Consider the following 24,180-nt stretch of genomic DNA (forward strand, 5'->3'; position numbering starts at 1 on the left):
ATGTCGAATGAATACTTCAACCCCGTTCGCAGCGTCTACGGGGCAGGGGCCCTGTCATCCCTGCCGAAGCTGCTCGCCGGCCGACGCGCGCTGCTGGTGACCTTTGCGGAAGCGCGCAGCCTCGGCTTGGTCGCTCGCGTCGAGAAGCTGCTGAAGGACCAGCTTGCGGGCGTGATCGACGACGTCAAGCCCAACCCCGATGTCGCCGAACTGTGCGTGCAGTACGAAGCCTTCTGGCGCGACAAGGGCGGCGCCGACGTGATCGTCGCGCTCGGCGGCGGCAGTGCGATCGACACCGCCAAGGCACTGATGGTCGGCACCGAGAGCGGCCGCTTCGACGACCTGGTGGCGGGTCTCGCCGGCGGCAAGGCCTTCGCGCCGGCGAAGTCGAAGACCCTGATCGCCGTGCCCACCACCGCCGGCACGGGCAGCGAAGTCACGCCCTGGGCGACCCTCTGGGACCGCGCCGCGCAGAAGAAATACTCGCTGCACCTCGAGCAGACCTGGCCCGCCGTCGCGCTGATCGACCCGGAGTTGATGCTGTCGCTGCCGGCCAGCGTCACGCTGCAGAGCGGTCTCGATGCCCTCTCGCATGCGCTGGAATCGATCTGGAACATCAACGCCAACCCGTTGTCGGACACCTTTGCGGTCGCCGCAGTGCACGACATCCTCGACGCGCTGCCCAGGCTGATGAAGCACCTCGACGATCTCGACCTGCGTGGCCGGATGGCGCTCGCGGCATTGAAGGCGGGCATGGCGTTCTCGAACACCCGCACGGCGCTGGCGCACTCGATCTCCTACGAGATGACCCTGCGCCACGGCCTGCCACACGGCATCGCCTGTTCGTTCCCGCTGCCGATGGTGCTGGAACGCGCGATCGGCCAGAGGCGCGACCGCGACACCGTGCTCGAACGGGCGCTCGGCCCGCTCGATGCTGCGCCGCGCCGGCTCACCGCCTTCATCGAGGGGCTGGGCGTGAAGACCCGTTTCGCCGACTACGGTGTCGGCGATGCAGAAGCGGATGCCATGGTCGCCCACGCGTTGACCGGCCCGCGCGGGAGGAACTTCATCGGAACGGCGAACGAGGTGACGGCATGAACGCGAGCATCCCCCTGGGTGGCAAGACACAGGATGGCGCCATCTTCCGCGCCGAGGCGTTGCGCATCGACGGCGAGAAGGTGCGCACCGAGCGGCACCTGGATGTGCTCAATCCGTACAGCGGCGAACGCGTCGGAACCGTCGGCATGGCCACGCTCGAACAGGTGCGCCGCGCCTACGAGGTCGCACAGGCCTGCGTGCCGACGCTGTCGCGCTACGAGCGCGCCGCCATCATGAACCGCGCTGCAGCCCTGCTGCGCGAGCGCACCGAAGAGGCGTCGGACCTGATCACCGCGGAGTCGGGCCTGTCGAAGCAGGACAGCCTGTACGAGATCGGCCGCGTCGCCGACGTTCTCTGCTTCGGCGCCAGCGAGGCCTTGCGCGACGATGGCCAGGTGTTCTCGTGCGATCTCACGCCGCACGGCAAGCGCCGCAAGGTGATCACGATGCGCGAGCCCCTGCTCGGCGTGATCACGGCGATCACGCCGTTCAACCACCCGATGAACCAGGTCGCGCACAAGGTGGTGCCGTCGATCGCGACCAACAACCGCATGGTGCTCAAGCCATCGGAGAAGGTGCCGCTGTCGGCGCTGTACTTCGCCGACCTGCTCTACGAGGCCGGCCTGCCGCCGCAGATGCTGCAGGTGCTGACCGGCGATCCGCGCGAGATCGCCGACGAACTGTTGACCAACCCGCACGTCGACCTGATCACCTTCACCGGCGGGGTCTCGATCGGCAAGTACATCGCCCACAAGGCAGGCTACCGCCGCGTCGTGCTCGAACTCGGCGGCAACGACCCGCTGATCGTGATGGACGACGCCGACCTGGACAAGGCGAGCGAGCTCGCGGTGCAGGGCTCGTACAAGAACTCGGGACAGCGCTGCACGGCCATCAAGCGCATGCTGGTGCACGAGAAGGTCGCGCACGAGTTCACCGAGCGCGTCGTCGCGAAGACACGCGCCTGGCGCTACGGCGACCCGATGGACAGGGGCAACGAGATGGGCACGGTGATCGACGCGGCTGCGGCGCGGCTGTTCGAGGCGCGCGTCGAGGAGGCGGTGGCGCAGGGCGCGCGACTGCTCGTCGGCAACCTGCGCGACGGTGCGCTCTACTCGCCCACCGTGCTCGACCGTGTGCGCCCTGAAATGGCACTCGTGCGCGAAGAAACCTTCGGGCCGGTCTCGCCGATCATCGCTTTCAAGGACATCGACGACGCGATCGCGATCTCCAATGGCACGGCCTTCGGACTGTCGTCGGGCATCTGCACCAATCGGATGGACGATGCCACGCGCTTCGCCAGGGAGCTGAAGGTCGGTACCGTGAACCTGTGGGAAGTGCCTGGCTACCGCATCGAGCTGACGCCCTTCGGAGGGATCAAGGACTCGGGGCTGGGATACAAGGAGGGCGTGCAGGAAGCCATCAAATCGTTCTGCAACGGGAAGACGTTCACGCTGCCTTGGTAGACGACGCCGAGGTCCGTGTCGATCCCCGGCAGCGTTCGGAACCGCCCAACGCCGTTGTCGAGAGATCCCGCTTCTCAGCGATGCAGGAGCCGTCCAACATGCCGACGGCGTCCCTGATCGACGCCAGCCGGACCTGAACCAAGGGCGTCGATCTCGGTTCGCTTGCGATGAGGCTGTACGAGCATGGCGAAATTTTCCAGGACGTTGCGAGGGCAGCGCGAGCTACGACGACGGCGCCTGCCCTTGCCGTGGCAGGCCCGCGCCCTGCTCATCCTGATCGACCGCACCCGGCACGTGGAGGATTGCATGCGCCAGGTGCCGGGTTCGCTGGCGTGCGACGTCGCCCTGCTCGCAGACCTGAAGCTGATCGCACTGGAGCCGCAGTGAATCCCGAAGCTGCGACCCGTCTCAGTCGTCCCATCCCGTCGGCCGCGTGTCCTCGAAATCGCCCGGCATGAGCGCGGCCGTGGCGGCAGGGCCCGGGTGCCGCGGCACCTGCGTAGCCAGCTGGATCGACGCGGCCGCGTCTTCGAGGCGCTCCGCCCACATCCGCATCTCGCTGCTCCCATGCTCGCGGCAGACGCGTTGAATCTCGCGGATGTATGCAACATCCTCGGCCAGCCAGTCGATGTCGGTGTTGCGCCGCAGCGTGCGCAACAGCTTCATGTGCACTTGCATCGCAAGCGCGAGCAGTTCGTACTTGTTCACGGTTTTCCTCCGAGGACTTCGCGCGAATCGTCGTCGCATTGCCTCGGCGTGGCGAGCGAGATTCGCCAAAGCCTGCATTCGCCAAATTGCACGCGCCGGTGTAACCCGCGACACGCCACATGCGAACTTACCGCTGAGGGGACGTGGCAATGCAGCGGATCGAGTTCGAATGCTCGCGAGCCCCATGAACAAGACCGAGGAGGAGCACATCGTGAAGCCAGCATTCCACGCCGGCGGGGCCATGCACCGCGAGGCGGCGTCAGCATGCACGTGATCGCGAAGACATGAGCGGCCCGGACACGGCGATCCGGCGAACCGGCGCGGACGGCTGGCTCGCCCGATGGACGGACCTGGAGCGCGGCCTGGACGAGGGCATGGCGGGTTGGCTGCGCGCAAGCCAGCTTCGAGGCGTGCTGCGGTTCACGCCGGTGGTCATGGCCGTCAACCTCGTCAACGCCGCCATCGTGGTCGGATCGTCATGGCACCTCGTCTCCCACGTCGTGCTGCTGGGCTGGTTCGCGGTCCTCTCGCTCGTCGTGGGCCAGGGGATTCGCGGCTGGTATCGGGCGACCAAGCGTCGTCCCACGCGATGGGCATCCACCAGCGCGACCCGGCGCGCCACCTTGCACGCTTGCGTGCTGGGGCTGATGTGGGCCGTGGTCCCCGTTGCGCTCTACCCTTCATCGGATGCGCAGGCGCAGACATTCATCGCCGCGGTCGTCTCCGGGATGATCGGCGGCGGAGCGCTCGCGCTCGCGAGCATTCCGCGGGCGGCCACCGCCTACGTCGCCATCCTCGGGACCGGCAGCATCGTCGCGCTCGTCGCCTCGCACGGCACCGGCACCGTCGTGCTGACGGTCCTGCTGGTCGTCTACTGCCTGATCGCGATCTCGGGCGCATGGAACTGCGCCAACCTCCTCGCCGGACGCATCCACGCCGAGGCCGACCTCACGCGCGAGAGCGAGGAAGTCGCGGTGTTGCTGCAGGAGTTCGAGCGCCACTCGAACGACTCGCTGTGGGAGATGAATGCCGACGGGCGGTTGACTCGGGCCTCGCCGCGCCTCGAGCAGGCACTGCACGTGCCAGCCAGCGCATGGAGCCAGCACGAGGCCCTGTCGATCCTGGGACGCCAGGTCCCGTCCGAGCCGCAGGCCCTGACGGCGTGGCACTCGCTTCGAGATGCCTTTGCAGCCTGCCGCCCGTTCGACTCCATGGTCCTGCAAGTCGAGGTCGGCGGCCTGGCCCGGGTGTGGGCGATCAGCGGACGCCCCTTGTCGAACGCCCGCGGCCGGCATCTGGGCTGGCGCGGCGTGGTCGCAGACGTCACCGACCAGGTGAACGCCAGGCAGCGGGTGGAATGGCTCACGTGCAACGACGAGCTCACGGGGCTGCCCAACCGCAGCCAGTTCCGCCAGTACATCGCCAGCCTGCTCGACGATCCGTCGCGGACGTTCACGCCTTTCGCCGTCATGACCCTGAACCTCGACTCGTTCAAGAACGTCAACGAGCGCTTCGGCCATGCCGTCGGCGACGAGGTGCTGTGCTGGGTGGCCCGAAGGCTCGAGGCGGCATCGCGCCGCACCGACATCGTGGCGCGGCTCGGCGCCGATGAGTTCGGCATCGTCCTCTCCGACATTGGCGGGGAAGCGAATGCCCTCGTGTATCTCGAACGCCTGCGCAGCGATCTCGCGGCCGACAACCGCATCGGGAGTCACGGCATTCCACTGCGCTTCAGCGGCGGCATCGCCGTCGCGCCGGCGAATGGCAACAGTGCCGACGCGCTGTTGAGCTGCGCGGATGCGGCGCTGCACGAGGCCAAGCGCCTGGGTGGCGATCGCCGCCTGCAGTACCAGCCGCGATTCAAGACGCAACCCCAGCGCAGGCTCGCACTGCGCCAATGCCTGCGAGACGCGATCGACCTCGGCGAGTTGCGCCTGGAATACCAGCCCCAGATCTGCCTGCGCAGCGGGCGCGTGCTCGGCTTCGAGGCCATGCTGCGATGGAACAGCGCCCTCCATGGGGAGGTGGCACCTGCAGAACTCATCCCGATCGCGGAGTCGGCCGGCCTGATGCCGGCGCTCGGCCGCTGGGTCGCGGCGCAGGCCTGCGATGCCGCAAGACGCTGGCCGCAGGACATCCGCATCTCCATCAACGTGTCTCCGTCGCAGTTCTCCGAGCCGCTCTTCTTCGAGGAAGTCCGTGCGGCCACGTCGTCGATTCCTGCCGACAGGGTCGAGCTGGAGATCACCGAATCCATCCTGCTGGCGAATACCGAGGAGATCGTCGGCCAGCTCGACGCGTTGCGCGGCCACGGGTACCGCATCGGGCTGGACGACTTCGGCTCCGGCTTCTCGTCGATGGCGTACCTGCGCAGGTTCCGGTTCGACACGCTGAAGATCGACCGCAGCATCGTGCAGGACGTCGCGCTGTGCGGTGAGGCCCGCGCCATCGTTCACGCGATCCTGTCGCTCAGCCAGACGCTGGGGATCGACACCGTGGCCGAGGGCGTGGGCTCGATGGATGAAGCACTGTTGCTGCAGCAGGCCGGATGCGCCGCGATCCAGGGATTCCTTGTCAGCCAGGCCATGCCGCTCGACAAGGTCGGCGAGTTCCTGGCGGCCTGGAACCACGACGAGTTCCACAGCTCCCTTTTCGAATCGACGGCGAGGCTGCGACGGTGACGGCACGCCTTGGCGCATTTCCCTGCACGCACGCATGAAGTACGACATCGTGGACCTCAAGCTGCTCGTCGCCATTTCCGACACCCAGAACGTCTCGGCGGGTGCCGCGATGTGCTATTTGTCCCCGTCGTCCGCAAGCCTGCGCCTGCGAAACCTGGAGGAGGTCGTCGGCACGCTGCTCTTCGAGCGTCACGCCCGCGGCGTCAGGGTGACGACTGCCGGGATGGTGACGGTCGAGTACGCCAGGGAATGCCTTCGCGTACTCGATCGAATGCACGCGGACCTCGCCGGCTATGCCAGCGGCCACAAGGTCGAACTGAAGATCTTCGCCTGCACGTCGGCGATGTCATTCCTGACCGAGGACCTTCAATCGTTCCTGCACTCGAACCCGGGGGTGCGCATCATCCTGGAGGACCACCATGGAAGCGAGATTGCCGCCGCCGTGGCCGCCCAGAAGGCTGACCTTGGCATCGCCGTCCACGACAGCTGCCATCCGGAGCTCGAGTTCTTCGACTATCGCACCGCCGAACTGGTCGCGGTCGTCTCCAGGTCGTTCACGGCGATCGGCCCGGCGCCCGTCAGCTTCGCGACATGCCTGGACTTTCCGATGGTGTCGCTGTCGGCGAACTCGCCCATGCAGCGGTACATGACCGACCTGGCTTCGTCCCTGGGAAGGCGCACGGACAGCCGCGTCCAGGTGTCGAACTACCCCACCCTGCTGAAGCTGGTTCAGGCGGGGGTCGGCGTGGGCATCGCGCCCAGGTCGCTGGTGGACACCGAGCCGTCGCTGGACGTGCGCGTCATGCCTCTCACGGATGCCTGGGCGCGACGCAACCTCAGGATCTGCCTGCGGCGAGAACGCCCGAACGGGGCGCGGGTCCTGTCCGAACTCTGCCTTCACCTTGTCGAATCTGCCGCGCGGCATCGCGCGGCGATGTGAGGTCGCGCAACGTCGTGGGGATCCGGTGGCGGCACCCGTCAGAATGCAACCAGTCTCATTGTTGCCATTGCAGTAACCGACGGGCTTCATGGACCGAATAGCTGTACAGGCTGTCGCCAGAACCGAAGAACGCCTGCGCCAGCAGCTGCTGTGCGGGCTCTCCGGTGATGCCGAGGCCTACCATGCCTTCCTGAAGGACCTGAGCGCGCATCTGCGTGCTTTCCTGCGCAAGCGGCTGGTGCGGTTTCCGGACGACGTCGAGGATCTCACGCAGGAGGCCCTGCTCGCAGTGCACAACCAACGGCACACCTATCGCAGCGACCAGCCGCTCACGGCCTGGGTGCATGCGATCGCGCGCTACAAGCTGGTGGATTGGTTGCGCGCGCGCAACGCGCGAGAGGCCCGCAACATTCCGCTCGATGACGATGCCGAGATCCTTGCCGCGACCGACACCCAGGCCGCCGAGGCACGGCGCGACCTCGGCAAGTTGCTGCAGGAGCTGCCGGATCGCCATCGCCTGCCGATCCTGCACGTCAAGGTCGAGGGCCTGTCGGTCACGGAGACCGCTCGGCTGACAGGCATGTCGGAGTCCGCCGTCAAGGTGGGTGTGCATCGGGGATTGAAGGCGCTGGCCGCCAGGATCAGGGGTGGAGCGTGAAGACAGACGATCTCGTTTCGCTGCTGGCTGCAGCGGCCAAGCCGGTGCCCTACCGGGTGGCGGTTCGGCGAATGGGCCTCGCACTCGGGTTGGGATTCGTCGGCGCGATGGCCGTGATGGTGCTCGACCTGGGCTTCGACCCCGATCTGGCCGAGGCGACGCACATGGCCATGTTCTGGGTCAAGCTGGCGGTCCCCGGCAGCCTGTGCGTCGCCGCATTCTTCGTGGCCGAGCGGCTGTCGCGGCCCGGCGGGCGCGTCGGTGCATGGCGCATCGGCCTGGCCGCACCGGTGCTGGCGCTGTGGCTGTATGGGGCGTGGGTGATGGTGCAAGCGGCCCCGGCCCAGCGCAAGGCCCTGGTGCTCGGTGATTCATGGAGATCCTGCGCCTTCAGCATCGCGCTAATTTCGGTGCCGCTCCTGGTGGCGCTGTTCTGGGCCGTCAGGGGACTGGCTCCCACGCGCCTGGCGCTCGCGGGGGCCAGCGCCGGGTTGCTGGCCGGCGCGGCTGCGACGCTGGTGTACGCCTTGCACTGCCCGGAGATGGAGGCGCCTTTCGTCAGTGTCTGGTATGTCGCCGGGATGGTCATCCCGGCACTGGCCGGTGCGATGCTCGGACCGTGGGTGCTGCGGTGGTGACGCGTCCGCGGCGGGTCGGCTCGCCATGCCATGTACGGTCGACTTCGACAAACGTGGACATCCCGACTTCCTGCACGTCGATGCTGATGACCCCCGATGCGCCGGCCCATTCGACCTCCTCTTCGGCCATCAGCAGCGCCCGCCGCAGCGCCGTGGCGGACTGCAACCTGGCTCGAAGCGCATGGATCGCACGCGACTCTGCACGGGCGGCGCCCAGTTCGCCCAATTGAACCGAAGCGCCCGCCAGCACGCTCAATGGCAGGGCGAGGAAGGCTTGGGCCCCCAGGCGCTTCAAGCCCCATTCGAGCGCGCCGGCGTGACGGAACACCTTGCGCGCGTTCGGCACCTTGTCGAGCAGGCGCCCGAGGGCCCGGCCCATGCTTCGCAGCGCCGCCTCGTCCAGCCCGTACAGGATGGGAGCCAGGCGCCCCGCGTCGCTTCGCGCAGGCTCTGCGGGAGGCTGCGCGAAGCGATGGGAGAGAAGTGAACGCAGGCGGTTGAATCGCGTCTCCAGCCATCCGCACCAGCCGCCTTCGTCGGCCGCGCCTGCCTGCGATTCGCGGTGGCCGAACCTGCCCGCGGTGGCTGCGTCGATCGACAGGCTCAGCCGTCGCACATGTCGCCGCAAGACATCGAGCGGCGGCAACGCGTGCGCGTCCCAGGTCCAGACGCGCAGGCCCGCCGAGCTGACGGCGCTCAGCGCATGCCGCACCCGGCGGACCTCCTGCGGGTCGCGGCGATGGTTCAGTCCCGGTCCGTCGATGAGGTGCACGGCCACCAGGGGAACGTCCGCCCGCGTGCACAGGACGAAGTCGACCTGGCGCAGCCGCTGCGGGCTGGCGAGCGAGCGATCGCACTCGTTCTTCGTTGCCCGAAGAATCCAGTCGAGGGGAACATCGCAGTACAGGTGGTGCCCGGGAGAGCCGCGCATCAGGTGCTGCCAGCCCCGCAGCATCGCCTTCTGAAGCCGAGGCTCGCGCTTCAGTCCAACAACACGCAGTCCGTCGCTGACCGTCACGGTCGCTCTCCACAAGCTGATGAAAGGCGGTACCGCCACCTGAAGCAGCGATGTTCGGCCGCAGGGCGCATGGCCACAAGCGAGCATTGCCGATGCGAGCGTTGCACGTGGCCTCACGCTGGCCCGGCCAGTGTTGTCTGCGTCGAACGCTGCGTTTGTCGAATGTCGCTTGTTGATCGTGCCCGGCCTCGCGAACATCGCGGCCGATCGGCGGTTGCGCCGCCCACCAAACCCTGGAGGAGATGCACATGGCGTCTGGCCCGAAAACGCGTCCACATCAACGGCACGAACAGTCTGCGGCTGCCGCCGACCCTGCACACCCGGCGACACGGGCGTCGTTCGCGGCGCGGATGGCGGCCGTGCTGGCCGTCGCGTGGTTTGCCGGCTGCGGCGCGGGAAACGATCCGGAGGACGCACGCACGGCGAGCCACGGTGACCCTGCCGCGCCGTCCGTTCCGGACCCGGCGCCCACGGTGCCTGTCGGGGCACCTGCACCGACGCCGCCTGCGTCGCCGATGCCGCCGACGCAACCGGCACCGCCGCCGTCCAATGCGCCGAGTCCGGCGTCGGCGCTGCCCAACTGCGCCGCCCCGCTCGCTGCGTTTACGCAATCGATACTTCCCGAGATCAAGGGCAAGTGCTCGATCTGCCACGTGCCCGGGGGACTGGCGGGCGGCACGCGACTCGTGCTGCTGCCGACCGCCAGCGAGCTCGACAACTTTCGCGTGCTGCGCGACTTCTCGAAGACGCTGGGACCGGTGCTGCTCGCCAAGTCGGTGGGCTTGCCTTCGCACACGGGCGGACGGCCTTTCGGGGACACGAACTCGGCGCAGTACAAGGCCCTGGCCAAGCTGGTGTCGGACATGCGGCAACCGGGTTGCACCGACGCCGCGTCGGGTGGCGAGCCGCCACCGCAAGCCGGCGCGCCTGCTGCGCCCGCGACCGGCGTGCATCCGGCATCGGGCGGCTTCTGGCAGGGGGTGGGCTTCGAATCGACCGCGACGGTCCTTGCCCGCTCGTCGGTGCTGCTGGCCGRTCGCCCGCCCCGCGCCGACGAACTGGCGGCGGCGCAGGCCGGGGGCGTGCCGGCGCTGCGCCAACTCATCCGTGGCTACATGCAAGGGCCGACCTTCGAAAGCCTGATCGACGACATGGGGGAAGCCCAGTTCCTGACGCCCGGCGTCGTCGTGCTCGGCGACGAACAAGGTCTGGATCCGGCCGATTGGCCATCCGCCGGCGCGATGCTCAAGGCCGAGAAGGAGGGCGTCGCCCGGACCGCCGTTCAGGCCCGCTTCGACGCAGCCGTGAGGCATGAACCCGTCGAGCTGATGAAGTTCATCGTCCGGAACGAGCGGCCCTACACCGAAATCGTCTCCGCCAACTACACCGTCGTCAACGGCTTGCTGGCCGGCTACCTGGGCGCGCAGGTTTCGGGCACGTTCAAGAACAAGGAGGACGACAACGAGTGGCTGATGGCCACGCTCCCCAATGCGCGGTTGGGAGGGGTTCGGGAGCACGCCGGCGTGCTGTCGAGCCATGCGTGGCTGCAACGCTTCCCGACGACCGACACCAATCGCAATCGGCATCGGGTGAACATGCTGTTCCGGCAGTTCCTCGCCACCGACGTCACCGCGCTCGCGGCACGCCCCCTCGACGACGCGACCGTCAGCAAGGTTCCGACCGTGGAGAACCCCAACTGCTCCGTCTGCCACAACGTCATCGATCCCATGGCCGCCGGGTTCCAGAACTGGAGCGACACGAACCGTTTCCGGCCGCACAACAACAAGGGCACCAACCATGCCCTGCCCCCGACATACCTCACCGGGCGCTATCCGAAGGACGCGAACAACCGGCCGTACTACAAGGGCGGCGACAACTGGTTCCGGGACGGTGCCGCGCCGGGCYATGGCGCCAAGCCGATGCCGGGTGGATTCGAGGGCAATCCGACCGCATTGCAATGGCTGGGGCAACAGGTGACGGGCGACGCGCGCTTCTCGCTCGGCGCTGTTCACTTCTTCTACCGGGGACTCATGGGACGCGAGCCGCTGGAGGCCCCGTTCGACACGAACAACCCGCAGTACGCGGGGGATCTCGCGGCCCATGCGGCGCAGTCCGCGGAGTTCACCGAGTTGGCCGCGCGCTTCCAGGCCGACCAGGGCCATGGCAGGTTCAACGCGAAGGACCTGATGACGGACTTGCTGCTGAGCAGATGGGCCACCGCCTCGCGCGCCAGCGGCCTCGACCTCGCCAGGACCGCACAGCTCGGCGATGTCGGCAGCACCCACATGCTGGCGCCGGCGCAGCTCAACCGCAAGCTCAAGACCCTGCTCGGCCTCGGCTGGGACGGATTCGATGACCCGTACAAGGGCTTCGGCGTTGTCTACGGCGAGTTCGACGGCGCCGATCGCCTCAACGCCGCACGCGCGCATACCACGATGCAGAGCGTGGTGGTGGATCGCATGGCCTCGCTCAAGAGCTGCACGTTCGTGATGAACGACTTCGCGAAGACCCCGGCGAACCGGCTTCTCTTTCCGCACGTGAAGTCGACCGACCTGCCGGACACGCCGGGCGGGCTGGAGGCCATCACGCGAAACATCCAACACCTGCACAAGGCGCTGTGGCGCGACGATGCCGCGGTGACCGATGTCGAGGTGCAGCGCACCGTGAAGCTCTTCAAGGACACCTGGAACGACCGCGCGACGGCACCGCCGAAGCCCCTGGACTGTGCCTACAACAACAGCAACGACCCTGCGTACGCCGCGCGGGCCTGGGCCGTCATCGTGGCCTACATGGTGGGCGATCCGAGGTTCCTCTTCGAGTGATCGCCGAGCCGATGCCCTGGCGCCCGGCCGGCACGGCGCACATCAAGACAGCACTGGAAATTCAACATGCAGCGTAGAGACTTCCTGAAAGTGACGGGCCTGACAGGCCTGGCCATTCCCGCATGGGCCTGGACCGGCGAGGCGCTTGCGCAAGCATCGCCCTACACCGGGCGGATCCTGATCAACATCCACGCCGACGGGGCCCTCGACCAGAGTTCATGGACCGACCCGCGGGAGACGGAGGGCGCGATGAACCTGTACGCCGCGGCAGGCAAGCCCGCCGGCCTGGCCGGCCGGATCCGGTATGCGCCGATGGCGGCCAACAAGGCATTCTTCGACAAGTACTACCGCCAGATGCTGGTCATCAACGGTGTGCACAGCGAGACCAACACGCACCCGGTCGGCATTCGCGTCAACGCGACGGGACAACTCGGCATGGGGTACCCCAACATTTCCGAGCTGTTCGCCTTCGTCCACGGCGCCGGACTCCCGATGGCCTGGCTCAACTCGGGCGGGTACGGCATCAGTGCCGGCCTGGCGGCTGCCACGGCCATCCCGGACGTCGCGACGTGGCGCTCGCTGACGACACCCAACGCGTCGTCCGCGACCCGTGACCTGATGAAGCCGGCCGATGTGGCGCGACTGCAGGCGGCGCGCTTCGAACGGCTCGCCGCGATGCGCCAGCGCACCGACATGCTTCCGCTCTCGAGGTCGGTGACCGAGCAGTTCCTGGGCGTCTCCCAGGCGCGTGGACTGCTGCAACGCGCCGCGGCCCCGAGCACGCCGGACCGTTTCACCCAGGCACAGATCGCCCTGCTGGCCGCGCAGGCCGGCATCGTCTCGACGATCGAACTGCAGGTCGGCTACTTCGATGCCCACCGCGACCTCGACAAGAAGTACGCCGCGAGACTTCCCTACCTGACGGACTCGGTGGACTACGTCTGGCAGAAGGCCGCAGACCTCGGTATCGCGGACCGGATCTTCATGCGCATCTACTCGGATTTCGGCCGCACGCCCTACCTGAATGCCGGGGGCGGCAAGGACCACTGGGCGGTCGGCACGCAGATCCTGATGGAAGCGAACCCGCGCTGGGGCAATCGCGTGTTTGGCGCCAGCGGCCCGCATCACGAGCAGCTGGCCATCAATGTCGCGACCGGCGCCGTCGACCCGGAGCGGGGAAAGGTGATCCGCCCGCGCCATGTCCACGCAGCGATCCGCAAGTACCTGGGCATCAACACCACCGATTCCCGGTTCGACCTGAAGGTCCCGCCCGACGAGGCCTTCGACTTCTTCAACCCCGGCGCGCACACCGGCTACCCCCACCTCTGAGCGATCGCTGCCGCTGCCCGCCCTCCTTTCGACTGAAGCCATGATCATTCGTCCTTCCTCCTTGCGCCGTCTCGGTGCTTCGCTGTGCTTTCTCGTCCTTGCCGTGCAAGGCGCCTGGGCCGTCGACGTCGGTGCCCTTGCACCCGACCTCGTCCTGTCCGAAGAGAGAGGGACGAGTTCTCTCGCCCAGCTCCGGGGACGCGTGGTCTACCTCGACTTCTGGGCATCCTGGTGCGGCCCGTGCCGGCAGTCATTTCCGGTCATGAATCAGCTGCAGGCGAAGTTTCGCGGCCAAGGCCTCGACATCGTCGCGGTCAACCTGGACGCACGGCGCACCGACGCACAGGCGTTCCTGGCGGAAGTCCCTGCGCAGTTCCGCATCGCCTTCGATGCGGCGGGCAGCAGCGCCAAGCTGTTCGGCGTGCAAGGCATGCCGTCGTCGTACCTGATCGGCCGCGACGGCCGTGTCATCGCGGTCCACCAGGGATTCAGGGACGAGGACCGCGCCTCGATCGAGAAAGGCATCGCGCAGGCGCTCGCCGCCAAGTAGCCGCGCCCCGCCCCGACTGCCACGAACAACGCCCATGAGCCCCACCATGCCTGCTGTCTTTCGCTTCTTCCGTCCCTTCTGCCGCCCCTTCTGCACGCTCGTGTCCTGCGCCAGCCTCCTGGGCGGTTGCGCGATCTCGCCGCCGCACCCCTGGGAGCGCGGCCATCTCGCCAGGCCAGAGATGACGATGGCCGCCGACCCGCTCGATCAGCGCTTCGTGCAGCACATCTATGCCAGCAAGGAGAACGCCTCGGGCGGCTATGGCGTGGGCGGAGGTGGCTGTGGCTGCAACTGAGCAGGGCAGACGGTGCGGGAGCGCGGCCTGCACCATCGTGGCAGCGGCGCTCGCGCTTCCCGGCGTCGCAACGCATGCGGAGAACGCGCCCGAGCGAGGCGAGATTGCGCTGAAGTACCTGCACTACGAAGACCGGCAACCCGGCCTCGACCGCATCACGGTGAAGGCGCCCTCTCTCTACCTCATGGCGCCGATCTCGCCGAAGTGGGCGATCGAAGGTTCGGTGGTGGCCGACAGCGTTTCCGGTGCGACGCCACGCTACCACGACGCCATCTCGGGCGCGACGCAGCGCATGAGCGACCTGCGCCGGGCCGCGGACCTGCGGCTGACGCACTATGCGGACAGGTCGAGCTATTCGGCAGGATTCAGCCGCTCGAAGGAGAACGACTACACCAGCTCGGCCGCATCGTTCGCCATCGGCCTGTCGAGCGATGACAACAACCGCACCTGGAACATCGGCTACGGCTATGCGTACGACCGGATCGGTTCATCCCACGATGCGCTGTTCGACGAGCGAAGGCGCACGACCGAACTCATGCTCGGCGTCACGCAAGCCCTTTCCGCCACGGATCTCGTGCAGGGCACCCTCACGTTCAATGCGGGGCGGGGCCACTACTCCGACCCCTACAAGGAACCCGACGTCCGTCCCCGCACGCGTGACCAGCGGATCGTGCTGCTGCGCTGGAACCATCACTTCACCGACGTCGATGCTTCGATGCGCACGAGCTATCGGTTCTACCGCGACACGTTCGGCATCAAGGCCCATACCCTGGGTATCGAGTGGGTTCAGCCTGCGGGCGGGTGGCTCACGCTGACGCCGTCGCTGCGCCTGTACTCGCAAAGCGCCAGCACGTTCTACTTCGATCCGGTGTACGACCCTGCACTGGGCGCACCGTACCCCCCGGGCTACTTCACGAATCCGCCGGAGTTCATCTCGTCCGACCAGCGGTTGTCGGCCTTTGGCGCCGTGACCGCGGGGCTGAAGTTCGCAGTGCGGTTTTCGGCGGACTGGTCCGGCGACCTGAAGGTGGAGCGGTACGAGCAGCGCTCGAAGTGGCACGTTGGCGGTGAAGGCTCACCGGGCCTGAGCGCGTTCAGCGCCACCTTCGTGCAGATCGGACTCGCCAAGCGGTTCTGAACGGCGCCGCGTCGCGCATGGGTCGAGCGGGCTCGTCAGCGAGTCCGCGATTTGCTTGTGGAGATGAAGGATGAACAGTTCGTGGAGAGTGGGCCGGGCGCGACTGCTGCTGGCCATCTTCGTTGGTGTGGTGTCCCGGGTCGCTTTCGCGTCCCCGGCCGGCTTCCTGGAGCCGGCGCAGGCATTTCGTGGCCAGGTTCGCGTGCCGGGCACGGACGCCGTCGAGGTGCGCTTCGATGTCGCCCCTGGCTACTACCTCTACCGCGATCGCATATCGATTGTCCCCCACGAGACCGACGCGGTGCTGGGCCCGGTCGACCTCCCGGCCGGCCAGTCCGGCATCGATGGCGCCTCTCAGAAGAAGGTCGAGATCCTGGAAGGCGCCGTGCTGATCCGGGTCCCCGTCAAGACAGCCGGTTCCGACTTTCGCTTGCGCATCAACTACCAGGGCTGCGCCGACAAGGGCCTGTGCTACCTGCCGCAAACCGCGTTCGCCGCGGTCGCCGTGGACGACGGCAAGGTCGTGCGCGCGAGTTGGCAAGACGACGAAGCCTTGCCCTCCGCAGCGGTGGCACAGGCGGGCGAGACGGCGCACATTGCGTCGGCCCTGGAGTCGGGCGACCTCCCCACGATCGCCGGCGTGTTCCTGGTTGCCGGCCTGCTGCTGGCATTCACGCCCTGCGTGTTGCCGATGGTGCCCATCCTGTCGTCCATCATCGTCGGCCAGGGCGCGCCCGTCTCGCGCACGCGGGGGTTCGTGTTGGCATTGACCTACTCCCAAGGCATGGCGTTGGTCTACACCTGCTTCGGCGTGGCCGCGGGCTTGCTTGGCGAAGGCCTGGCAGCCGCGATGCAGAACGCCTGGGTCCTGGGCGCATTTGCGCTGCTGCTGGCGGCGCTGTCGTTGTCGATGTTCGGTTTCTTCGAGTTGCAGATGCCGGGCTTTGTCCGCGACCGGGCGGCACGCGCATCGGACAAGCTGCCCGGCGGCAAGCTCATCGGCGTGTTCGCCATGGGCGGGTTGTCGGCCCTGATCGTCGGCCCCTGCGTGGCTGCGCCACTGGCCGGAGCGCTGGTGTTCATCAGCCAGACCCGGGATGTCTTGGTCGGTGGGCTGGCGTTGTTCAGCCTCGCAATGGGCATGAGCGTGCCATTGTTGCTGGTGGGGGTGTCGGCGGGTTCGCTGCTGCCCCGCACCGGTGCATGGATGGTCGGCATCAAGACCTTCTTCGGCGTCGTGCTGCTGGCCGTGGCGCTGTGGATCGTTTCTCCGGTGCTTCCAGCGCACGTGCTGATGATCTCGATCGGCGCTGCCCTGCTCGTCGGCGCGGCGTCCCTGAAGCTGTTCGATCGCCTGGCGGATGCGGCGCCGCATCGCCAGCGGGTGGCCAAGGGGATCGCGCTGGTGCTTGCCGTGCTCGGCACCCTCCAGCTGGTGGGCGCACTGTCGGGCGGCACCGACCCCTTGCAACCCCTGGGGCACCTGGCACGCGCGGGAGATGGCGCCAGGTCGTCAGCCGCCAAGGGCATCGAGTTCCGGCGTGTGCTCAGTTCGGCCGAGTTCGACGCCGCGGTCAAGGCCGCGGATCGGCCGGTGCTGCTCGACTTCTATGCCGACTGGTGCGTCTCATGCAAGGAGATGGAGCACCTGACCTTCAACGATCCTGCCGTACGCGCCCGCCTGGCCAACGCGGTGCTGCTGCAGGCCGACGTCACCGCCAACTCGCCGGACGACAAGGCGCTGCTCAAGCGCTTCAACCTGTTCGGCCCGCCCGGCATCCTGTTCTTCAACGCCCAGGGCCAGGAGCATGCCGGCGCACGCGTGATCGGATTCGTGCCACCGGAGCGCTTCGCGGCGTCGCTCGCACTCGCCGGGTTGTGACGGCGCGGCCGTCCTCGACCTTCCATCGGCAGCAGCCTTGCAGGTTCTCTCCATGGCACGGGCGACGATGGTCGGCAGCTCAAGGCGGGCATTGAAGCTTGCTTCTCTCGGGTCAATGCCGCCGGCGGTGTACGGGGGCGCAAGTTGAAGCTGATTGCCAGGGACGACCGCCCGACACGCGAGTCGTTCAGGGCCGCGTTGCGGGCCAGGCCGATCGATCTGGGGGTACTGGCTGCGCTGCTCCAACGACAGCAACCTCGGATCCCGCTACGTCGGGATCAGCATCATCGGGCCCGGCGGGCGAATTCTCAACTGAGGTGCAAGGGGTGGGCGCGGCGCCGTGCAGATCGGTCAATGCCGGGCGGCGGCCGCGGCGAGGTGCTCGCACAGTTGCGACAGGACGCGTGATCCACCAGCGAGCCCGCGCCTGCGGCAGACCCGCAGATTGCGCCGTGCCCAAGGTTCGGCGAGCGGCACCGCTTCGACATGGCGCGACGATTCGGCATCCACCGCAAACCGGGGCAGTATGCCGATTCCCACACCCGCCTGAACCAACTTCAGCAGCGTCGAGAAGTTGGAGACTTGCACGCGGCTGTCGATCCGCCGTCCCAACGCCAGAGCCAGTCCGTTGATGTACCGCTGCATGGGTGCGTTCGCCATCAGCGACACCATCGGAAAGTCGAGGCATCTCATGAAACTGACGGGGCCCGGGCCCAGCTCCTCGTGCAGCTTGGGCACCACCGCCACCAGTTCCTCCTTGCGGTAGCCGAAGAACTCCAGCTCCGGATGGTCTCCATCGCGCGCCACGATCCCCAGATGAGCTTTCCGTGCCGCGACTGCGTTTGCGATCTCGCTGCCGTGGTGGTCCTCGAGAATGATCCGAACCCCGGGATGCACGCGAAGAAATGGCTGCAGGTCGTCGGCCAGGAATGACATCGCCGAAGTGCAGGCAAAGATGCGGAGCTGAATCTTCTTGCCGTTGGCATGGTCGGCGAGGTCGGCATGCATGCAATCCAGCACTTCGAGGCATTCACGCGCGTACTCGGCGGCCACCAATCCGGCAGTCGTGCCCTTGACGCCGCGTGCATGGCGCTCGAACAACCGGGTGCCCATGACTTCTTCCAGGTTGCGCAAGCGCAGGCTCGCGGATGAAGGGGAAAGATGGCACATGGCCGCACCCGCCGAGACATTCTGTATGTCGGAGATCGCAACCAGGAGCTTCAGATCGACGAGGTCGTACTTCATGCGCATTCCTTTTCCGCTCAGCCGGACATGAGGGGTACTCCCTGCGCGCCTGGCCGCCGGCACGCTGCGCGTCGCATCGTCGTGGGTCTCATGCCCTGCGTCGAGTGAGTTTGTCCGAACGCCGGTCTCGGAATGCACGAACACTCCGGGTGAAGGACGGCGACGTACCGCCTGCGACAACAGCGGCGCTCAACCCGTGTTCATGCTGTCGCTGCAGCCCACGACTCGGCAGTTGTCGGAGGCGAGCAACAACCCATGTGTCGGCGGTTGAGATCCGTAACGAAGTGTCCAAGCGAGCCGTTGCAGAGCGCGTGGCTGCAGCGGGTCACGCTGCAAGCTCATCGGCAACGCGTGCGCGCTCACACCCTGCCAGACAGCAGCCCGCTGTGGCGGGCAGCGCTCCAACGGGCACAGGCAGCCCTCTCCCGCCACGTGGCGAGAGCGAAGAAACAGCACGCTGCATTCGCCAATTCTCGCTGGGCCCGGGCAGCACGCGTCCGCATGATTTGCCACGACGAAGGAGCGGCGGGCATGCACATCGCACCTTCTGCGCGCCCTCGGCCGCCCTGTTGCGATGTCGTCAACAAGGCGTTGGCCGCCTGGCTTCGTGACGAGAGTGCAAATTGAGATGGAGGCTTCGATGATGAAGATCGTGCAATTGAGACGGCGACTGAGTCGCTGGTGGTTGGTGGCAGCAATGAGCGTTGGCTCGTGCGTGCTGCCGGCCTGTGGCGGCGACCGCGACGACGACTCCCAAGAGGATTCCGTGCAGGCCCAGGTACCGGGGCAGGGGCAGCCACCCGCGCAGGAGCAAAGCCCCGCATGCAAGGCATCCCGGGAGGACTTCGCGAAATCGATATGGCCGACCTTGAGCAGGAACTGCGTTGACTGCCACAGGCCGGGTGGCGCAGCCTCGAGCACAGGCCTCGTCTTTGCGGCGTCGGGAACGCAGGCGCAGGGCTTCGAGACCTTGCGAAGCTTTGCGAGCAATCGCCGGGCGACTCTGCTGGCGAAGTCGATCGGACTGTCCCAGCACGGTGGAGGCGCTCCCTTGCAGAGCGCGAGTTCCGACGAGTACAAGGCGCTTGCCGCCTGGAGCGCCAGCGTCACCCAGGCCGGGTGCTCCACCGTGGCGGGCGGCGCTCCACCCGCGACGGCTGCGAGCGGCTACTGGTCCGCAGTGCGGCGCGAGGCTCCGAGCGCAACGCTGGCACGCGCAGCGGTGCTGCTCGCGGCCCGCAATCCGAGCGCGGAGGAACTGCAAAAGGTTCGTGGCGGCGATCCCGCGGCACTGAAGCGCGCGATACGCGGGTACATGGAAGGCGGGCCCTTCATGGGCTTGATGCACGACGTCGGTTCCACGCAGTTTCTCAGCCCGGGTGTCGTCGTGATCGACCCTGAGGAGGGCCTGCACGCGGGCGACTGGCCAATGGCTGCCTCGCTGTTGGGTGCAGCAGGTGCGCAGGTCGACAACGAGGAGAAGTCGAAGTTCGAGGCCGCCATCCGCCAGGAGCCCGTGGAGTTGCTCAAGTTCATTGTCAGGAATGACCGGCCTTACACGGACATGGTGCGGGGCAACTACACCGTGGCCAATCCTGTCATGGTGAAGTACCTGGGCGCGACCACCAAAGGCAGTGCCCAGCCCGGCGATGACGGGTGGCTCGAAGCCACGCTGCCCAACAAGCGCACGGGTGGCTTGCGCGAACACGCAGGTGTCCTGTCCACGCACGCGTGGCTGCAACGCTTCCCGACCACGGACACCAACCGAAACCGCCACCGTGTCCACACCGCCTTCAGGCAGTTCCTCGCCACCGACATCGAGCAATCGGCCAAGCGCCCGCTGGATGACACCGTCACGTTCAAGGTGCCGACCGTCGAGAACCCGGCATGCTCGGTCTGCCACAGCGTGATGGATCCCATTGCGGCCGGCTTCCAGAACTGGAATGAGGCCAACCGCTATCGCCCGAACACCGCCGGCGACAGCTACCACGCACTCCCGGGCGAGTATCTCAACGGCAGCTACCCGAAGGACGCCAACAGCAAGCGCTACTACCAGGTTGGCGACAACTGGTTCCGGGACCAGGCCGCACCCGGCTATGGCGCCACGCCCATGCCGGGCGGTTTCGGCGGGAGCGACACGGCGCTGCAGTGGGTGGGCCGGCAGATCGCCGAGGACTCCCGCTTTCCGCTCGGTGCGGTGCACTTCTTCTACAAAGGCATCTTTGGCCAGGCCCCCCTGAGCGAGCCGCAGCCCGATCCGTCGAACCCGCAGTACGCAAGTCAGGCGGCGGACTATCGCGCCCAGTCCGAGGAATTCCTGGCCATCGCGTCCGCGTTCGCCACCAACCGGGGCCGCGGAGCCTACAACGTCAAGGATCTGCTCGTCGACCTCCTCACGAGCAATACCGTCACCGCGGAGCGCACGACCAGCGCCAGGTCGGAAGCCACTGCCACGCTGCTGCACCAGGTCGGCGCCGTCGGCCTGCTCTCGCCGAGCCGGCTGAATCGCAAGCTGGGCGGATTGGTGGGCGTCGGGTTCAAGGAGTTCGACACGCCCTACACGGGGTTGGGCCTGCGGTATGGCGAGTTCGACGGCGTGACGAGCCTGACACCCGCGCAGGAGTTCACCTTGATGCAGTGGATCGTCGTGGAGCGCATGAGCCTGTCGATTGCCTGCGCTGCAACGTCGAAGGATTTCGCCATGCCCGCCAACAGGCGCCTGCTGTTCCCGCACGTTGCACTGTCGGATGTCGGCGCCGCTGCAGCGAGCAAGGACGCCATTGCCTTGAACGTGGCGCACCTGCACAAGCAGCTGTGGCAGCGCGATGTGACAGCCGCCGACCCGGAAGTGCAGCGCACGGCCGGCCTGTTCATGGCCGTGATGGCAGACAAGGCCAAGCCGGCCCAGCGCGCAACGCAGTGCCAGCTCACGGACAAGGAGGATCCCACCTACGCCGGGCGTGCATGGTCTGCCGTGCTGGCGTACATGATCGCCGACCCCGACTTCCTGTTCCGCTAGCCGCGGCCCGCTGGCCGCATGAGCACGTGTGCGAGTTCTTCGAAACCAATGGAGCTTCAATCTATGCAGCGACGTAACCTGCTACAACTGCTGGCCCTTCCGTCGGCAGGGGCCATGGGCCTGGCCGCCATCGGCAACGCCTGGGGTCAGACCGGAACCTATGGAGGGCGCATCCTGGTCAGCATCCTGGCCAATCGCGCGCTCGATCAGAGTTCATGGGTCGATCCACGCGAGACCGACGGAAAGATGAACGTCTACGCGGCGGAGAAGAGGCCCGCGGGTGTGGCCGGCCGGATTCGGTATGCACCGATGGGCGACAACAAGTTCTTCTTCGACAAGTACCACCGGCAGATGCTGGTCATCAACGGCGTGCACAGCGAGACCAACTCGCATCCGCTGGGTGTCCAGGTCAATGCAACCGGCTCGTTTGCCGGTGGCTTTCCGCAACTGGCCGAACTGTTTGCAAAGGCAAACGGTCCTTTGTTGCCGTTTTCACGGCTGCAAAGCCCGGATTTCGTGTTCAAGGGCGGAGGAGGATTGGTGCCTGCAACGGCGATGCCGAGCCTGGACACCTGGCGCTTGATGGGCAATCCCAACGCGGTGTCGTCGAGCATGGACCTGATGAATGCCGGGGACGTCAATCACATTCAGGCGGCCCGGCTGGCGCGGCTGAAGACCTTGCAGGAGCAGGCCGACGCATTGCCCCGGATGAACGATTCCCTGAGGCAGTACACGGAAGCACTGAAGTCAAAAGGCTTGCTGCAGCGAACCGGGGCGTTGACGTCGCTGGACAGCTTTCAGGAGGCTCACATCAGCCTGTTGGCCGCGCAAGCCGGCCTGACGACCAGCATCCAGCTTTCCATCGGCAACTTCGACATGCACCGCGACCTGCATCGGCGATACAACGCCGGCCGCCTGCGGGAGCTGGTCCGCGTCATTGACTACATCTGGGAAAAATCCAAGGCATTGGGCATGGCGGATCGCATCTTCATGCGCATCTACAGCGACTTCGGGCGAACGCCCTACATCAATTCCGGCAATGGCAAGGACCATTGGGCCATCGGAAGCCAGATCCTGATGGAAGCCAATCCGACCTGGGGCAACCGTGTCTTCGGCGCCAGCGGCCCTCAGCATCAGCCGGTGCGGATCAAGCCGCAAAGCGGCCAGGTCGACGAACAGGGGGGCAAGTTGATCCGAGCTCGGCATGTCCATACCGCCATTCGCAGCTACCTGGGATTGAACCCGATCTCGACGAAATACGATCTCCGAATCCCGGCGGATGAAAACTTCGCGTTCTTCGACGCGTCTGCAAGCACGGGCTACCCCCATCTCTAGAGGATCGCGTCGATTGCCGCGTTCGCAATAATCCAGAGGGGTTGCCCAGCCGGGTGCCGCTCGGCACCATGAGGGAAGCACCTGGTCACGCCTGGGCAACGAAACTTCACACGGCGCGGGGTCAACGCCGGCACCGGGGGGCCGTTGTCGTCACAGGGTCGCGCCACCTGTGAACGACAGATCAACCCGAACCGGAGCCCACACCATGAAACTGAACGTCCTGATCACCTCGATCCTGCTGGCCACGAGCGCCGGCGCCTTTGCCCAGACCAACACCGCCGGCAGCGTCCAGCGCGACGTGAACCAGCAGGAACGCATCGAGCAAGGCCTGAAGAGCGGCCAGCTGACCACGAAGGAAGCGGGCAAGCTCGAACGCGAGGAAAGCCATGTCGACAAGCTGCAGGCGCAGGCCCTGAAGGACGGCAAGCTGACGCCGGCCGAGAAGGCCCGCCTCGAAGCCGCCCAGAACAAGACCAGCCGCGACATCGCCGCCGCCAAGAACAACGGCGTCACCGGCAACCCGAATTCCGCGTCGTCGCAGCGCATGCAGGCCGACGTGCAGCGCAACGTCAACCAGGAAAAACGCGTCGAGGCCGGCGTGCAGAACGGCTCGCTGACCAACCACGAGGTCTCGAAGCTGGAACGCGGCCAGGCGCACGTCGACCGCAAGGAAGCGGCAGCGGCGCGCGACGGCCACGTCGGCAAGGCCGAGGAGCGCGGCATCCAGCGTGCCGAGAACCGCCAGAGCCGCAAGATCCACCGCCAGAAGACCGACGCCCAGACCCGGGGCTGACCGTAGCCCGGATGCCAATCCGGGATCGCAAGGGCACGGCGACCCTCAGGGCTCGCCGTCCCAATACTCCAGGTCATCTTTCTCGCGGTGCATCCGCGCAAAACCGTAGGCCTCGCCCTCCCGCGTCGCCGACGCGAGGTATTTGCCGGAATCCGGGTACTCCACCACCTCCGGGCTGTCCCTGGTGCTGATGGAGATGTACTTCATCGGCGCGTCCGAGGTGTTGATGAACTGGTGCGGGTACTCCGGCCCCGGCGGGATGAAGACCACGTCGCCGGCCTTCACCGCCAGCTGCTCGCCGGCCACCCGCAAGGTGCCCTCGCCTTCGAGCACGATGAACATCTCCTCCTGCGCGTAGTGAAAGTGGTACGGGCAGCCGCGCTTGCCCGGCGCCAGCACGTCGATGCTCGCGCCCAGCTTGCGCGCCGCCGTGCCCTTGGCCAGGCGCGCGCCGGTGGTGTCGTACAGCGGCTCGCGCAGTTCGCGCTCGCGCGGCTGCGTCTCGAAGTTGCGGATCAGCAGTTGCCGCAGCTGCTCGGCCCGCGGCGTGTGGATGTCGGTCATCGTC

Annotated in this window: 20 protein-coding genes; 16 read left to right on the forward strand and 4 right to left on the reverse strand. The window is 67.0% G+C overall.

Features of this window, described 5'->3' with window-relative positions; translation table 11 throughout:
- From psrA to AC1DYN_RS01040, 3 genes are all read left to right on the forward strand, one after another.
- Positions 1-1,098, forward strand: a complete 1,098-nt coding sequence (gene psrA, locus AC1DYN_RS01030) for an iron-containing alcohol dehydrogenase PsrA (protein ID WP_477957226.1) — start codon at positions 1-3, stop codon at positions 1,096-1,098.
- A complete protein-coding gene (phnY, locus tag AC1DYN_RS01035) occupies positions 1,095-2,561 on the forward strand; it encodes a phosphonoacetaldehyde dehydrogenase (RefSeq protein WP_477957227.1) in 1,467 nt (488 codons plus the stop codon). Before psrA ends, phnY begins: the two co-directional genes overlap by 4 nt.
- A 183-nt stretch (positions 2,562-2,744) precedes the next feature.
- A complete protein-coding gene (locus AC1DYN_RS01040) occupies positions 2,745-2,948 on the forward strand; it encodes a hypothetical protein (protein ID WP_477957228.1) in 204 nt (67 codons plus the stop codon).
- Between the two features lie 21 nt (positions 2,949-2,969).
- Here the strand turns inward: AC1DYN_RS01040 and AC1DYN_RS01045 are convergent, their stop codons facing one another.
- The gene (locus AC1DYN_RS01045) at positions 2,970-3,269 is read right to left on the reverse strand and encodes a hypothetical protein (RefSeq protein ID WP_477957229.1); all 300 of its coding nucleotides are present in this window, start codon (positions 3,267-3,269) and stop codon (positions 2,970-2,972) included.
- Between the two features lie 284 nt (positions 3,270-3,553).
- On the opposite strand from AC1DYN_RS01045, the gene AC1DYN_RS01050 reads away from it, so the two are divergent.
- The 4 genes from AC1DYN_RS01050 to AC1DYN_RS01065 all read left to right on the forward strand — a co-directional run bounded on the left by AC1DYN_RS01050 (position 3,554) and on the right by AC1DYN_RS01065 (position 8,186).
- Positions 3,554-5,950 carry a putative bifunctional diguanylate cyclase/phosphodiesterase gene (locus AC1DYN_RS01050; RefSeq protein WP_477957230.1) on the forward strand — a complete coding sequence of 799 codons (2,397 nt, stop codon included), beginning with the start codon at positions 3,554-3,556 and terminating at the stop codon, positions 5,948-5,950.
- Positions 5,951-5,984: 34 nt separating this feature from the next.
- Entirely contained in the window at positions 5,985-6,890 is a 906-nt protein-coding gene (locus tag AC1DYN_RS01055; protein WP_477957231.1) for a LysR family transcriptional regulator, read from the forward strand.
- 88 nt (positions 6,891-6,978) lie between these two features.
- Positions 6,979-7,548, forward strand: coding sequence for a sigma-70 family RNA polymerase sigma factor (locus AC1DYN_RS01060; RefSeq protein WP_477957232.1), 570 nt, complete (start codon positions 6,979-6,981; stop codon positions 7,546-7,548).
- Positions 7,545-8,186 carry an NrsF family protein gene (locus tag AC1DYN_RS01065; RefSeq protein WP_477957233.1) on the forward strand — a complete coding sequence of 214 codons (642 nt, stop codon included), beginning with the start codon at positions 7,545-7,547 and terminating at the stop codon, positions 8,184-8,186. Before AC1DYN_RS01060 ends, AC1DYN_RS01065 begins: the two co-directional genes overlap by 4 nt.
- Here AC1DYN_RS01065 and AC1DYN_RS01070 read toward each other — a convergent pair.
- On the reverse strand, positions 8,134-9,204 hold the full coding sequence (locus tag AC1DYN_RS01070) for a hypothetical protein (protein WP_477957234.1): 1,071 nt from the start codon (positions 9,202-9,204) through the stop codon (positions 8,134-8,136). The two genes, AC1DYN_RS01065 and AC1DYN_RS01070, sit on opposite strands and share 53 nt — an antisense overlap.
- 248 nt (positions 9,205-9,452) lie before the next feature.
- Here AC1DYN_RS01070 and AC1DYN_RS01075 point away from each other — a divergent pair, with 248 nt between their 5' ends.
- From AC1DYN_RS01075 to dsbD, 6 genes are all read left to right on the forward strand, one after another.
- Positions 9,453-12,026 (forward strand): hypothetical protein, encoded by a 2,574-nt coding sequence (locus AC1DYN_RS01075; protein WP_477957235.1) that lies wholly within the window; start codon positions 9,453-9,455, stop codon positions 12,024-12,026.
- A gap of 66 nt (positions 12,027-12,092) precedes the next feature.
- Positions 12,093-13,355, forward strand: a complete 1,263-nt coding sequence (locus AC1DYN_RS01080; protein ID WP_477957236.1) for a DUF1501 domain-containing protein — start codon at positions 12,093-12,095, stop codon at positions 13,353-13,355.
- Between the two features lie 40 nt (positions 13,356-13,395).
- A complete protein-coding gene (locus AC1DYN_RS01085; RefSeq protein WP_477957237.1) occupies positions 13,396-13,905 on the forward strand; it encodes a TlpA family protein disulfide reductase in 510 nt (169 codons plus the stop codon).
- 34 nt (positions 13,906-13,939) lie between these two features.
- Positions 13,940-14,200 (forward strand): DUF4266 domain-containing protein, encoded by a 261-nt coding sequence (locus AC1DYN_RS01090; protein ID WP_477957238.1) that lies wholly within the window; start codon positions 13,940-13,942, stop codon positions 14,198-14,200.
- A gap of 37 nt (positions 14,201-14,237) precedes the next feature.
- Positions 14,238-15,338: a DUF3570 domain-containing protein gene (locus AC1DYN_RS01095; RefSeq protein ID WP_477957239.1), complete on the forward strand. Its 1,101-nt coding sequence runs from the start codon at positions 14,238-14,240 to the stop codon at positions 15,336-15,338.
- Positions 15,339-15,408: 70 nt separating this feature from the next.
- Positions 15,409-17,220, forward strand: a complete 1,812-nt coding sequence (gene dsbD, locus AC1DYN_RS01100; RefSeq protein WP_477957240.1) for a protein-disulfide reductase DsbD — start codon at positions 15,409-15,411, stop codon at positions 17,218-17,220.
- 351 nt (positions 17,221-17,571) lie between these two features.
- Here dsbD and AC1DYN_RS01105 read toward each other — a convergent pair whose 3' ends face one another.
- Complete coding sequence (locus AC1DYN_RS01105; RefSeq protein WP_477957241.1) at positions 17,572-18,465, reverse strand: LysR family transcriptional regulator; 894 nt, start codon at positions 18,463-18,465, stop codon at positions 17,572-17,574.
- A 640-nt stretch (positions 18,466-19,105) separates the two neighbouring features.
- Between AC1DYN_RS01105 and AC1DYN_RS01110 the strand changes: the two genes are divergently transcribed.
- The 3 genes from AC1DYN_RS01110 to AC1DYN_RS01120 all read left to right on the forward strand — a co-directional run bounded on the left by AC1DYN_RS01110 (position 19,106) and on the right by AC1DYN_RS01120 (position 23,612).
- Complete coding sequence (locus AC1DYN_RS01110) at positions 19,106-21,484, forward strand: hypothetical protein (protein ID WP_477957242.1); 2,379 nt, start codon at positions 19,106-19,108, stop codon at positions 21,482-21,484.
- A gap of 63 nt (positions 21,485-21,547) precedes the next feature.
- A complete protein-coding gene (locus AC1DYN_RS01115; RefSeq protein WP_477957243.1) occupies positions 21,548-22,819 on the forward strand; it encodes a DUF1501 domain-containing protein in 1,272 nt (423 codons plus the stop codon).
- Positions 22,820-23,024: 205 nt separating this feature from the next.
- Entirely contained in the window at positions 23,025-23,612 is a 588-nt protein-coding gene (locus tag AC1DYN_RS01120; protein ID WP_477957244.1) for a hypothetical protein, read from the forward strand.
- A gap of 45 nt (positions 23,613-23,657) precedes the next feature.
- Here the strand turns inward: AC1DYN_RS01120 and AC1DYN_RS01125 are convergent, their stop codons facing one another.
- Positions 23,658-24,176: a cupin domain-containing protein gene (locus AC1DYN_RS01125; protein WP_477957245.1), complete on the reverse strand. Its 519-nt coding sequence runs from the start codon at positions 24,174-24,176 to the stop codon at positions 23,658-23,660.
- Positions 24,177-24,180 lie beyond the last annotated feature (4 nt).

This window comes from Rhizobacter sp. P2_D12, from assembly GCF_056404395.1.

Coding starts and splice junctions, on each gene's coding strand:
- AC1DYN_RS01085 (WP_477957237.1), top strand. CDS start 13,396: ATGATCATTCGTCCTTCCTCCTTGCGCCGTCTCGGTGCTTCGCTGTGC.
- AC1DYN_RS01080 (WP_477957236.1), top strand. CDS start 12,093: ATGCAGCGTAGAGACTTCCTGAAAGTGACGGGCCTGACAGGCCTGGCC.
- AC1DYN_RS01040 (WP_477957228.1), top strand. CDS start 2,745: ATGGCGAAATTTTCCAGGACGTTGCGAGGGCAGCGCGAGCTACGACGA.
- psrA (WP_477957226.1), top strand. CDS start 1: ATGTCGAATGAATACTTCAACCCCGTTCGCAGCGTCTACGGGGCAGGG.
- AC1DYN_RS01050 (WP_477957230.1), top strand. CDS start 3,554: ATGAGCGGCCCGGACACGGCGATCCGGCGAACCGGCGCGGACGGCTGG.
- AC1DYN_RS01090 (WP_477957238.1), top strand. CDS start 13,940: ATGAGCCCCACCATGCCTGCTGTCTTTCGCTTCTTCCGTCCCTTCTGC.
- AC1DYN_RS01120 (WP_477957244.1), top strand. CDS start 23,025: ATGAAACTGAACGTCCTGATCACCTCGATCCTGCTGGCCACGAGCGCC.
- AC1DYN_RS01110 (WP_477957242.1), top strand. CDS start 19,106: ATGATGAAGATCGTGCAATTGAGACGGCGACTGAGTCGCTGGTGGTTG.
- AC1DYN_RS01105 (WP_477957241.1), bottom strand. CDS start 18,465: ATGAAGTACGACCTCGTCGATCTGAAGCTCCTGGTTGCGATCTCCGAC.
- phnY (WP_477957227.1), top strand. CDS start 1,095: ATGAACGCGAGCATCCCCCTGGGTGGCAAGACACAGGATGGCGCCATC.
- AC1DYN_RS01115 (WP_477957243.1), top strand. CDS start 21,548: ATGCAGCGACGTAACCTGCTACAACTGCTGGCCCTTCCGTCGGCAGGG.
- AC1DYN_RS01125 (WP_477957245.1), bottom strand. CDS start 24,176: ATGACCGACATCCACACGCCGCGGGCCGAGCAGCTGCGGCAACTGCTG.
- dsbD (WP_477957240.1), top strand. CDS start 15,409: ATGAACAGTTCGTGGAGAGTGGGCCGGGCGCGACTGCTGCTGGCCATC.
- AC1DYN_RS01060 (WP_477957232.1), top strand. CDS start 6,979: ATGGACCGAATAGCTGTACAGGCTGTCGCCAGAACCGAAGAACGCCTG.
- AC1DYN_RS01055 (WP_477957231.1), top strand. CDS start 5,985: ATGAAGTACGACATCGTGGACCTCAAGCTGCTCGTCGCCATTTCCGAC.